The organism is Mycobacterium marseillense (genome assembly GCF_010731675.1).
GTDB lineage: Bacteria > Actinomycetota > Actinomycetes > Mycobacteriales > Mycobacteriaceae > Mycobacterium > Mycobacterium marseillense.
Genome location: NZ_AP022584.1, coordinates 2105990 through 2117489 on the forward strand (window position 1 = coordinate 2105990; position 11500 = coordinate 2117489).

The following is an 11500-nucleotide window of genomic DNA, read 5'->3' on the forward strand; positions in this document are numbered from 1 at the left end:
GGGTCAGTGCGAGGCCCGCGCGGCGGGTGAGACGGCCAGGTAGTCCACGGCCAGCCCGACCCCGCCGAGCTGCGACGGATGAAAGCCCGGCCGGTAGTAGTTCCCGATGGCTTTCACGAAACGCAGCGGCCCGGGCACCAATCCGCGCCGCGCCGCGGAGAAGTAGTCCCGCCAGCGCGGCTTGGTGCGCGGCGGCAGATAGGGATCCAGCGAGTACATGAACCGCACGCCGCGTATCCACAACAGCAGCATGGCGGGCGACACGACCAGCTGGGCGCGGACCTGTCGCCAGTAGCCGGCCCGCAGGTGCTTCATGGTGTCGAAGGCGACCGCCTTGTGTTCGACCTCCTCGGCGCCGTGCCAGCGCAGCATGTCCAGCATCACCGGATCGGTGCCGATCGCGTCGTGGGCCGGCGAGTTCAGGATCCACTCGCCCAGGATGGCGGTGTAGTGCTCGATCGCGGAGACCAGCGACACCTGCTCGAGCAGCCAGCTCTGCCGGCGGCGTTCGCTCCACCGGGGACGCGGGCCGAGCAGCTTGTCGAACAGCCACTTGATCTGGCTGGTGTAGGGGCTCAGGTCGATGCCCCGCGCGGCGAAGTGCGCGAGCACGTCGGCGTGCGCCTGGGAATGCACCGCCTCCTGCCCGATGAAGCCCTGGACGTCCAGCCGCAGCTGGTCGTCTTTGATCAGCGGCAAGGTCTTCTTGAACACGTCGACGAAGAACTCTTCGCCCGCGGGCAGCAGGAGGTGCAGCACGTTGAGGACGTGGGTGGCGAATGGCTCGCCGGGCACGTAGTGGAACGGCAACGTCGCCCAATCGAAGTGCACGTCGCGCGCCTCGAGGACCAGTCGTTCGTGGTCGAGCGACGCGTCGTGCGGACCCGCTGCCTGGTCGTCGACGGTCAGCATTATTGCCCCCTACCTCGGCGTTTGGACGCCGCGCGGTGCCAGTATAGTGGCGCCCCCCAAGTATGCGAAACCGGCGGTACCGGGTTTTGTGCGCGGGTGTGCTCAGGGCGTGGGCGCGCTCCGGCGCAGGTCGTACTGTCGCGGATCGGTGTCGGCCAGCATCGCGCGATGCGCAGCCGGTGTGAAGGGCCACACCTCGGGCACGCCGTCCTTGTTGAGGTACCAGCTGTCACAGCCGGTGGTCCACACGGTGTTCGGCATCGCGGCGCGCAGCCCCGCGTTGTAGCTGTCGGTAGCCGACGGCGTCGGCTCGACGGTGTCGAATTCCCCTCGGCGCCAACGCTGGATCCAGCCCAGGATGTGCTCGGCCTGCGATTCGGCGACGGTCGTCAGCGCCAGGTTGCCGACCGGGCTGTGCGGCCCCAGCATCATGAAGAAGTTGGGGAAGCCCGGCATCGCCACGGTCTGATAGGCCCGCGGCCCGTCGCGCCACACGTCGTCGGCGGCGATGCCGTCGCGGCCGGTCAGCCGCATCGGCCGGAAGAAGGCGTGGGTGTCGAATCCGGTGGCGAGCACGATGACGTCGACGTCGTGCAGGACGCCGTCGTCGGTCACGATGCCGCGCCGCTCCACATGGTCGATGCCGGCGGTGACCAGGTCGACGTCGTCGCGCTGCATGGCACGGTAGAAGCCGCTCGACATCACCAGCCGTTTGCACATCGGCGTGTAGTCGGGCGTCAAGGCCCGGCGCAGGCCGGGATCGCGGACCTCGCGGAGGCTGGCACGGCATAGCGCCGCCATGATCTTGCGGCGTGCACCGGGCTTGGTCAGCCCCACCGCGAAGAGGTCGAAGACCACGCTGTAGCCGCGGTACGCCATCCGATCCAGCCACGGAAATCGGTTCCGGGACAGGCCGGTGAACCGCGTGTAGCGGGGGTTGGGCAGCTTGAGCACCCACTGGGCCGTGCGCTGGAACAACATGACTCGACCGGCCACGCCGGCCAGGCCGCACACGAGTTGCACGCCCGTCGACCCGTTGCCGACGATCGCGATCCGGCGGCCGCGCAGCTCGACCGAATGGTCCCAACGCGCCGAGTGAAAGACGTGGCCGCCGAAGTCGTTGAGGCCGGCAATCGACGGCATCCGGGGATGATGCAAGACGCCGGTGGCGGTGATGAGGAAGTCCGCGGCGTGCTCGCCCCCGGTGGCGGTGCGCAACGACCAGCGGCCGTTCTCGAAACGGGCGTCGGTGATTTCGGTGCCGAACCGGATGCGGTCCCGCAGACCGAAGCGGTCCGCGATTGCGCGGAAGTAGTCCTGGATTTCGCGGCCGGGCGAGAACAGGTGCGTCCAGTTCGGGTTGGTGGCGAACGTGTACTGGTAGACCCGCGACGGTATGTCGCAGGTGAGGCCCGGGTAGGTGTTGTCGCGCCAGGTGCCACCCACCTCGTCGGCCTTCTCGAAGATGGCCACATCGGTAATACCGCTGCGCAGCAACGCGATTGCGACGCACAGCCCGGACATGCCGGCCCCGACGACGGCTACGGCGGGATCGCGTCGCGTCATGGCAGAACTCCCGCGGCCGGTCGGCTACTCGGTTTCGGCGCGCTGTTTGAGGCGCTGCAGGGTGAGCCGGATGTGCTCGGTGTTGGCGGCCACCCGATCGCTGACGCCGGTGGCCTTGCCGGCGACCTTGCGGAACCACCCGGGCCTGCGGTCCCAGGTGCTCTCGGTGACCTCGCATCCGCCGTCGGCCGCGACGATGTCGTACTGCCAGCGGGCGATCGGAAGGACGGTGTGGGTCACGTCGAAGGCGAAGCGGCGGCCCGGGTCGGCGTCGGTGACGGTGCATTTGGTGCTCCAGCGCCGGCGGCCGCTCTCGTTGTGGCCGGTGAAGACCGCGCCCGGGCTCACGGCGTCGCCCTTGCGCCATTCCATCGCCACCGCCTCCTCGGCGAGCGAGGCCAGGGTGGGCAGGTCGGTGATGAGGCGGTACACCACGTCGGGGCGGGCATCGATTCGCATGGTGGCCGAAACGCACGGGTCGGTCATGCGCCGATCATAGCCAGCGGGCGAGGCGATTCACATCGATTGCGGCCCCTCCGAACTTTCTTCACACTTGAAGGGGCTTCACAATTGAATGAATGGGCGAACGAGGGGCGATCATGCGAGTCGGCGTACCGACCGAGATTAAGACGAACGAGTTTCGCGTGGCCATCACCCCCGCCGGTGTCGCCGAGTTGGTCGGTCGCGGACACGATGTGCTCGTCCAGTCGGGCGCCGGCGAGGGATCGTCGATCACCGACGCCGAGTTCAAGGCGGCGGGCGCCCAGCTCGCGGATACGGCCGAACAGGTTTGGGTCGAGGCCGACCTGCTGCTCAAGGTCAAAGAACCCGTGCCGGCCGAGTATGAGCTGTTGCGGCGCAACCAGATTCTGTTCACCTACCTGCATCTGGCCGCGTCGCGCGCGTGCACCGACGCGTTGTTGGCCTCCGGAACAACATCGATCGCCTACGAGACCGTCCAAACCGCCGACGGCACACTGCCGTTGCTCGCGCCGATGAGCGAGGTGGCCGGCCGGCTGTCCGCTCAGGTGGGGGCTTATCACCTGATGCGCACCCACGGCGGGCGCGGCGTGCTGATGGGCGGCGTGCCCGGCGTCAAGCCGGCCGACGTCGTGGTGATCGGGGCGGGCACGGCCGGCTACAACGCGGCCCGCGTCGCGAACGGCATGGGCGCGATGGTCTCGGTGCTCGACGTGAACATCAACAAGCTCCGGCTGCTCGACGCCGAGTTCGGCGGGCAGGTGCGCACCCGGTATTCGTCGGCCTACGACTTGGAGGGCACCGTCAAGCGGGCCGACCTGGTCATCGGGGCCGTGCTGCTCCCCGGCGCAAAGGCCCCCCGCCTGGTCTCGAATTCCCTTGTCGCGCAGATGAAACCGGGCGCCGTGCTGGTGGACATCTCCATCGATCAGGGGGGCTGCTTCGAGGACTCGCGGCCGACCACCCACGACGACCCGACCTTCGCCGTGCACGACACCCTGTTCTACTGCGTGGCCAACATGCCCAGCGCGGTGCCCAAGACGTCGACGGTGGCGCTCACGAATGCGACCATGCCCTATGTGCTCGCGCTCGCCGACCGCGGCTGGCGCGCCGCGTGCCGCGCGGATCACGCTTTGGCCAAAGGACTTTCGACGCACGACGGCGCGCTGCTGTCCGGTCAGGTGGCCGTCGATCTCGGCCTGCCGTTCACGGACCCGGCCGCGCTGCTCGGCTGATCGGCTAATCGGTGGCCGCGAGGCCGGCGATGATGTCGGCCGCCGGGCCGGCGCTGGCGTGCTTGAAGGCCGACCCGGCCCACAGCGGTATCCCGTTCGGGTCCTCGAGGGCCGCGGCGGCTTCCCGGATGGGCGATGTCATCTGGTTGACCTCGGGGTAGCCCAGCGGCGCCACGTGGTCGAGCATGCGGGTGAAGTCGTTTTCCAGGCCGCGCGCATACCGGCCCGAAAATGCCCGTGTCACAACGGTGGTCGCGAACAGCGGGTTCTTCAGGGCGGTGCGGTGGGCGGGGTTGGTGCCGGCCTCGTCGGCGAGCAGCAGCGCGGTGCCGACCTGCGCGGCCACCGCTCCCCTGCGCAGGGCGGCCCCGATCTCGTCGGCTGTGCCCAGCCCGCCGGCGGCGATGATCGGGACGTCATGGGCGTTGCGGACGCGGTCGATGAGCTGATGCAGCGACTCGTTGGCGGGCTCCATGTCGGGCGCGAACGTGCCGCGATGCCCGCCCGCCGCGGGCCCCTGGACCACCAGGCTGTCCGCGCCTGCCGCGACGGCCACCCCGGCCTCGTACGCCGACGTCACCGTGACCATCACCAGCAGGCCCAGCGCGCCGAGGCGCCGAATCACGTCGGGCGGCGGGACGCCGAACGTGAAGGACACCAGCTCGGGGCGGACGTCGGCCACCACCTCGAGCTTCTGCTCCCACCCGTCGTCGTCGCCGTAATGCGGGTGACCGACTTCCACCTGGTAGTGGTCGGCGATCTCTTCGAGTTCGGCCGCGTAGTAGTCCAGGGCCACCCAGTCGGCGACACTGGGCTGGGGCACAAACAGATTCACCCCCAGCGGGCCGGTGGTGGCCTTGCGCGCCGCGGCGATGTCGTCGGCGAACTGCTCGGCATCGAGGTACCCGCCGGCGACGAAACCAAGCCCACCGGCGTTGGACACCGCCGCGGCCAGCGCAGGAGTCCCGGGCCCGCCGGCCATCGGGGCGCCCACGATGGGCACTGCGATGTCCCAAAAGCCCAGTACCATTTGGCTAGTCCGTCGACGGCGAGCGCCGGCACGGCGCGAGTGAGGAGGCGGACATTTGAGCTACGTTACCATCGCCCGAAGTTGTTGGGGCAGTGACCGTTTGGCCGCATACGGGCCCAGGACCGCGGCGCCGTAGCGCTGCCCGAGCAGCCGGCGGGCGACGGCGTTGACCTCCTCGACGGTCACCTGGTCGATCTGCTGCAGGGTGTGCTCGATACTGCGGTGCTTGCCGTAGTTGAGCTCGCTGCGGCCCAGGCGGCTCATCCGCGAGCCCGAATCTTCCAGCCCCAGCACCAGGCCGCCGCGCAGCGAGCCCTTGGCGATGCGGCATTCCGACTCGGTGAGGCCGTCGCGGGCCACCGCATCGAGGACCGTACTGGTCACATCCATGACCTCGGCGAAGCGTTCGGGCTGGCAGGCCGCGTACACCGACAGAGCGCCGCTGTCGGCGAAGATGTCCACCGTCGAATAGACCGAGTAGGCCAGCCCGCGCAGCTCCCGGACTTCTTGGAACAGCCGGGAGCTCAGGCCGCCGCCCAGCGCGGTGTTCAACACCGACAGCGCCCAGCGGTGCTGCCAGCCGCGGCCGGGCGTGCGCACACCCAGCGACACGTGCGTCTGCTCGGCGTCTCGGTTACCCAGCATCAACCCGGGGCTGCCGCTGACCCGCCCGGCCCCCTTGCGCGGCGCGATGGGTTCGCGGCCGCGGACCAGGTGCGGGCCGAAGTGCTTGCGCACCAGCGCGACCACCTCGTCGTGGTCGACGTTGCCGGCCACCGCCACCACCATGCGTTCGGGCGTGTAGCGCCGGACGTGAAACGAGTGCAGCTGGCCGCGCGTCATGGACGTCACCGACTGCGCGGTGCCGATGACGGGCCGGCCCACCGGGTGGTCACCGAACAGCGCCGCCAAAAACATGTCCCCGAGGGCGTCCTCGGGGTCGTCGTCGCGCATCGCAATCTCCTCGAGGACGACGTCGCGTTCCAGTTCGACGTCCTCGGCGGCGCAGCGGCCGTTGAGCACCACGTCGGCGACCAGGTCGACGGCCAGCGCCAGGTCGCTGTCGAGCACGTGCGCGTAGTAGCAGGTGTGTTCCTTGGCGGTGAACGCGTTCAGCTCCCCGCCGACGGCGTCCATCGCCTGGGCGATATCCACCGCAGTGCGGCTGGGGGTCGACTTGAACAGCAGGTGCTCGAGGAAGTGGGCCGCGCCGGCGACGGTGGCACCCTCGTCACGCGAGCCGACCCCGACCCACACCCCGACCGAGGCGGACCGGACCGCCGGGAGGTACTCGGTGACCACCCGCAAGCCGCCGGGCAGCGTGGTGCGCCTCAGTGCGGCTTGCGGTTCGGGGTCCGCCGCGACCGGGTGGTTGCCCCGCCGCAGCGCGGGGTCAGCTGCGCGCTTTCGGGAATCAGCTCGCGGCATCGGCAGGGGTGGCCGCCGGGGCATCGGCGGGCGCCGAGTTGTCTTCCTCCACCAAGACCAGCGAGATCTTGCCGCGCTTGTCGATGTCGGCGATTTCGACGCGCAGCTTGTCGCCGACGTTCACCACGTCCTCGACCTTCGCGATGCGCTTGCCCTTGCCGAGCTTGGAGATGTGCACCAGGCCGTCGCGGCCGGGCAGCAGCGAGACGAACGCACCGAAATCCGTTGTCTTGACCACGGTTCCGAGGAAACGCTCCCCGACCGTCGGCAGCTGCGGGTTCGCGATGGCATTGATCCGGTCGATCGCGGCCTGCGCCGAGGGCCCGTCGGTGGCGCCGACGAACACGGTGCCGTCGTCCTCGATGGAGATCTGCGCGCCGGTCTCCTCGGTGATGCCGTTGATGACCTTGCCCTTGGGGCCGATGACCTCACCGATCTTGTCCACCGGAACCTTGATGGTGGTGACCCGCGGGGCGTACGGGCTCATCTCGTCGGGCGCGTCGATGGCCTCGGCCATGACCTCGAGGATCGTCAGGCGCGCATCTTTGGCCTGGCCCAACGCACCCGCCAGGACCTGCGACGGGATGCCGTCGAGCTTGGTGTCCAGCTGCAGCGCGGTGACGAAGTCCTTGGTGCCGGCGCACTTGAAGTCCATGTCGCCGAACGCGTCCTCGGCGCCCAGGATGTCGGTCAGCGTGACGAACCGGCGCTCGGTCTTGCCGTCGATCTCGACATCGTCGGAGACCAGGCCCATCGCGATGCCGGCCACCGGCGCCTTCAGCGGCACACCGGCATTCAGCAGCGACAGGGTGGACGCACAGACCGACCCCATCGACGTGGAGCCGTTGGAGCCCAGCGCCTCGGAGACCTGGCGGATGGCGTACGGGAATTCCTCGACCCCGGGCAGCACCGGGATCAGGGCCCGCTCGGCGAGTGCGCCGTGCCCGATCTCGCGCCGCTTGGGCGAGCCCACGCGGCCGGTCTCGCCGGTGGAGTACGGCGGGAAGTTGTAGTGGTGCATGTAGCGCTTCGAGGTTTCTGGCCCCAGCGAGTCGATCTGCTGGGCCATCTTGACCATGTCGAGCGTGGTCACGCCCAGGATCTGGGTCTCACCGCGCTGGAACAGCGCGCTGCCGTGCGCACGGGGGACGACGGCGACCTCGGCGCTCAGCGCGCGGATGTCGGTGATGCCGCGGCCGTCGATGCGGAAGTGGTCGGTCAGGATGCGCTGGCGCACCAACTTCTTGGTCAGCGAGCGGAACGCGGCGCTGACCTCTTTCTCGCGGCCCTCGTAGGTGTCGGCAAGCCGCTGCAGCACCTCGGCCTTGAGCTCGTCGGTGCGCGCGTCGCGCTCGGCCTTGCCGCCGATCGTCAGCGCCTTGGCCAGCTCGTCGGTGGCCACCGAGGCCACCGAGTAGTAGACGTCTTCCTGATAATCCGGGAACGTCGGGAACTCACCGACGGGCTTGGCCGCGGCCCCCGCCAGCTCCTCCTGCGCGGTGCACAGCACCGCGATGAACGGCTTGGCGGCCTCAAGCCCTTCGGCCACAACGGTTTCCGTCGGTGCCTGGGCGCCGCCCTCGACGAGCTCGATGACCTTATCGGTGGCCTCGGCCTCGACCATCATGATCGCGACATCGGGACCATCCGAGCCGTCAACCTTGCGGCCGGCCACCACCATGTCGAACACGGCCCGCTCCAGCTGCTCGACGGTCGGGAACGCCACCCACTGGCCGTCGATGAGCGCGACCCGCACGCCCCCGATCGGACCCGAGAACGGCAGCCCGCTCAGCTGGGTGGAGGCCGACGCGGCGTTGATCGCCAGCACGTCGTACAGGTCGTTGGGGTCCAGGCTCATGACCGTGACCACGACCTGGATTTCGTTGCGCAGCCCGGACACGAATGACGGGCGCAGCGGCCGGTCGATGAGCCGGCAGGTCAGGATCGCGTCGGTGGAGGGACGGCCCTCGCGACGGAAGAAGGAACCGGGGATGCGACCGGCGGCATACATCCGCTCCTCGACATCGACGGTCAGCGGGAAGAAGTCGAAGTGCTCCTTGGGGCTCTTGCTGGCGGTGGTCGCCGACAACAGCATGTTTTCGTCATCCAGGTACGCGACGACGGCACCGGCGGCCTGTTGGGCCAACCGGCCGGTCTCGAAACGGATGGTGCGGGTGCCGAAGCTCCCGTTGTCGATGGTGGCGGTCGCCTCGAACACGCCCTCTTCAATTTCAGCGACAGACATAGACGTCCGTACGGCCTCTCTTATTCGGCTGTTTCGCGTCGTCACGCGCAACCTGGAGAGGGTCCGCAGGACCCGTTCGGGCCTGCGAGTCACCCTGGGAGCTATCCCGAAGAGCCAGTCTGAATACGGCTACGGCCATCGATCGAAGCGGCCGAGAAGCCCCAGATCCGGAGAGCCCGGCAGCCACTACCGAAGACCGCCCGATGCAGACTGGGCTGCTCCCTCGAAGGTGCGTAGTGACACGCTGGAACGGCACACGCGGATCTGCGTGACCGCACCGTTTGCTCGGGCCGAACCGGCCCAGAACGTCCTCACTCTACACTGGCGGCCCCGCCAGGCCAGCATCGCGCGGGACCGGGCGGGGGTTATCGCCCCGGCGTCGGCGGCGTCAGCGACGCAGGCCGAGGCGTTCGACCAGCGAGCGGTAGCGCGCCACGTCGATCTGCGCGACGTACTTCAGCAGCCGGCGGCGGCGGCCGACCAGCAGCAGCAAGCCGCGCCGCGAGTGGTGGTCGTGCTTGTGCACCTTGAGGTGCTCGGTCAGGTCTGCGATCCGCTTGGTCAGCAGCGCGACCTGGGCCTCCGGGGAACCGGTGTCGGTGTCATGCAGGCCGTAGGTGCCCAGGATTTCTTTTTTCTGCTCGGCTGTCAGCGCCACGAACTATCTCCATCAATCGGTCCGCGAAGGGTGAATGTTTCGGGCGCGGCCACCGCGAACCGCAGCACGCGCCGATGTCGTCCGGCAGTTTAGCAGCGGCGCGACCGCGGGGCGCAAACGCCGAGGCTCCCGCTGGCCGCGGTCACTCGCCGCGCATTACCCCGCGGACAGCAGGGCCCGGGCCCGGTCGGTGTCCTTGCCCATCGCGACGACGAGTTCCTCGGTGGAGTCGAACTTGTGCTGCCCGCGGATGCGGCCGACGAAATCCAGCGCCACGTGCTGCCCGTACAAATCGGCGTCGGTGTCCAGGACGAACGCCTCGACGGTGCGGGTGCGGCCGGAGAAGGTCGGGTTGGTGCCCACGGAGACGGCCGCCTGGTAGCGCTCGCCCGGGACGACGGTGCCGGTCACGGGGCCGTGGCCCAGGACGGTGAACCACGCGGCGTACACGCCGTCGGCCGGGATGGCCGAATACATCGGCGGCGCCACGTTCGCGGTCGGGAAGCCCAGTTCGGCGCCGCGGCCGTGACCGCGCACCACCACGCCCTCGACCCGGTGCGGGCGGCCCAGGGCCTCGGTGGCCGCCACCACGTCACCGGCGTCCACGCAGGATCGGATGTAGGTGGACGAGAACGTGACGGTCTCGTTGCTGTGGTGCTCGGAGAGCAGCGACATCGACTCCACGGCGAACCCGAATCGATCGCCGGCGCGCCGCAGGGTCTCGACATTGCCGGTCGCCTTCTTGCCGAAGGTGAAGTTCTCCCCCACGACGACCTCGACCACATGCAGGTTCTCGACGAGCAGTTCGTGCACGTAGCGGTCCGGCGTGAGTTTCATGAAATCGGTGGTGAACGGCATCACCAGAAAGACGTCGATGCCCAGCTCCTCGGCCAGCTCGGCGCGGCGCGTCAGCGTCGTCAGCTGCGCCGGATGGCTGCCGGGATAGACCACTTCCATCGGGTGCGGGTCGAAGGTCATCAACACCGTCGGCACGTTGCGCGCGCGCCCCGCCTTCACCGCATGAGCGATCAGTTCGGCGTGGCCGCGATGCACACCATCGAACACGCCGATGGTGAGCACACACCTGCCCCAGTCCGTGGGAATCTCGTCTTGGCCGCGCCACCGCTGCACGACCGCAAGCCTACGGCGCCGAGTGCCCGGCCGGGAGATCCAGAGGGCCCGACACCCGCGAGGGTGGCGGGGAACACGCCGGATCCGGATTGGGTTGCCTAAACTTTGTCGTTGTGAGGGCTGACGAAGAGCGTGGCGGTCTCACCGCGGTCGGCCAGGACTACCTCAAGGCGATCTGGAACGCCCAGGAGTGGTCGCTGGACAAGGTCAGCACGAAGATGCTGGCCGAGAAGATCGGGGTGTCGGCCAGCACGGCCTCGGAGTCGATCCGCAAACTGGCCGAGCAGGGCCTCGTCGACCACGAGAAGTACGGCGCGGTGACCCTGACCGAGGCGGGGCGGCGGGCGGCGCTCGAGATGGTGCGCCGGCACCGGCTGCTGGAGACCTTCCTGGTCAACGAGCTCGGCTACGCCTGGGACGAGGTGCACGACGAGGCCGAGGTGCTCGAGCACGCGGTGTCGGATCGCCTGGTGGCCCGCATCGACGCCAAGCTGGGGTTCCCGCAGCGCGACCCGCACGGAGACCCGATCCCGGCCTCCGACGGCCAGGTGCCCACCCCACCGGCGCGCCAGCTGTGGGCGTGCGGCGACGGGGACGCCGGGACGGTGGCCCGCATCTCCGACGCCGACCCCGAGATGCTGCGCTATTTCACCGACGTCGGCATCAACCTCGACTCCCGGCTGCGGGTCCTGACGCGCCGCGAATTCGCCGGCATGATCTCGGTGGCGATCGAATCCGGCGATGGCGACGAGACGACCGTCGACCTGGGCAGCCCGGCCGCGCGGGCGATCTGGGTGACGGCCTAGCTCTGTCCG

10 protein-coding genes are annotated in these 11500 nt (G+C 69.1%); 2 read left to right on the plus strand and 8 right to left on the minus strand.

Translation table 11 applies throughout. From position 1 onward, the window contains the following. Positions 1-3 precede the first annotated feature (3 nt). The 3 genes from G6N26_RS09340 to G6N26_RS09350 all read right to left on the minus strand — a co-directional run bounded on the left by G6N26_RS09340 (position 4) and on the right by G6N26_RS09350 (position 2964). The gene (locus G6N26_RS09340) at positions 4-912 is read right to left on the minus strand and encodes a metal-dependent hydrolase (protein ID WP_083017405.1); all 909 of its coding nucleotides are present in this window, start codon (positions 910-912) and stop codon (positions 4-6) included. Positions 913-1014: 102 nt separating this feature from the next. Beyond that, complete coding sequence (locus G6N26_RS09345) at positions 1015-2478, minus strand: flavin-containing monooxygenase (protein ID WP_083017408.1); 1464 nt, start codon at positions 2476-2478, stop codon at positions 1015-1017. A 24-nt stretch (positions 2479-2502) separates the two neighbouring features. Further along, positions 2503-2964 (minus strand): SRPBCC family protein, encoded by a 462-nt coding sequence (locus G6N26_RS09350; RefSeq protein WP_067176463.1) that lies wholly within the window; start codon positions 2962-2964, stop codon positions 2503-2505. A gap of 113 nt (positions 2965-3077) precedes the next feature. Between G6N26_RS09350 and ald the strand changes: the two genes are divergently transcribed. Beyond that, on the plus strand, positions 3078-4193 hold the full coding sequence (gene ald / locus G6N26_RS09355; protein WP_083017449.1) for an alanine dehydrogenase: 1116 nt from the start codon (positions 3078-3080) through the stop codon (positions 4191-4193). Between the two features lie 4 nt (positions 4194-4197). On the opposite strand, the gene G6N26_RS09360 is transcribed toward ald, so the two are convergent. The 5 genes from G6N26_RS09360 to G6N26_RS09380 all read right to left on the minus strand — a co-directional run bounded on the left by G6N26_RS09360 (position 4198) and on the right by G6N26_RS09380 (position 10685). Continuing rightward, the gene (locus G6N26_RS09360; RefSeq protein WP_083017411.1) at positions 4198-5223 is read right to left on the minus strand and encodes a nitronate monooxygenase; all 1026 of its coding nucleotides are present in this window, start codon (positions 5221-5223) and stop codon (positions 4198-4200) included. A 60-nt stretch (positions 5224-5283) separates the two neighbouring features. After that, positions 5284-6651 carry a M16 family metallopeptidase gene (locus tag G6N26_RS09365; RefSeq protein ID WP_083017451.1) on the minus strand — a complete coding sequence of 456 codons (1368 nt, stop codon included), beginning with the start codon at positions 6649-6651 and terminating at the stop codon, positions 5284-5286. Further along, complete coding sequence (locus G6N26_RS09370) at positions 6638-8896, minus strand: polyribonucleotide nucleotidyltransferase (RefSeq protein ID WP_163648761.1); 2259 nt, start codon at positions 8894-8896, stop codon at positions 6638-6640. Before G6N26_RS09370 ends, G6N26_RS09365 begins: the two co-directional genes overlap by 14 nt. A gap of 388 nt (positions 8897-9284) precedes the next feature. Beyond that, positions 9285-9554 carry a 30S ribosomal protein S15 gene (gene rpsO, locus G6N26_RS09375; RefSeq protein ID WP_066950523.1) on the minus strand — a complete coding sequence of 90 codons (270 nt, stop codon included), beginning with the start codon at positions 9552-9554 and terminating at the stop codon, positions 9285-9287. Between the two features lie 156 nt (positions 9555-9710). Further along, the gene (locus tag G6N26_RS09380; protein WP_083017415.1) at positions 9711-10685 is read right to left on the minus strand and encodes a bifunctional riboflavin kinase/FAD synthetase; all 975 of its coding nucleotides are present in this window, start codon (positions 10683-10685) and stop codon (positions 9711-9713) included. Positions 10686-10798: 113 nt separating this feature from the next. Here G6N26_RS09380 and mntR point away from each other — a divergent pair, with 113 nt between their 5' ends. Further along, positions 10799-11491, plus strand: a complete 693-nt coding sequence (gene mntR, locus G6N26_RS09385) for a manganese-binding transcriptional regulator MntR (protein WP_067176449.1) — start codon at positions 10799-10801, stop codon at positions 11489-11491. Positions 11492-11500: the final 9 nt, after the last annotated feature.

Coding starts and splice junctions, on each gene's coding strand:
- G6N26_RS09340 (WP_083017405.1), bottom strand. CDS start 912: ATGCTGACCGTCGACGACCAGGCAGCGGGTCCGCACGACGCGTCGCTC.
- G6N26_RS09345 (WP_083017408.1), bottom strand. CDS start 2,478: ATGACGCGACGCGATCCCGCCGTAGCCGTCGTCGGGGCCGGCATGTCC.
- G6N26_RS09350 (WP_067176463.1), bottom strand. CDS start 2,964: ATGACCGACCCGTGCGTTTCGGCCACCATGCGAATCGATGCCCGCCCC.
- ald (WP_083017449.1), top strand. CDS start 3,078: ATGCGAGTCGGCGTACCGACCGAGATTAAGACGAACGAGTTTCGCGTG.
- G6N26_RS09360 (WP_083017411.1), bottom strand. CDS start 5,223: ATGGTACTGGGCTTTTGGGACATCGCAGTGCCCATCGTGGGCGCCCCG.
- G6N26_RS09365 (WP_083017451.1), bottom strand. CDS start 6,651: ATGCCGCGAGCTGATTCCCGAAAGCGCGCAGCTGACCCCGCGCTGCGG.
- G6N26_RS09370 (WP_163648761.1), bottom strand. CDS start 8,896: ATGTCTGTCGCTGAAATTGAAGAGGGCGTGTTCGAGGCGACCGCCACC.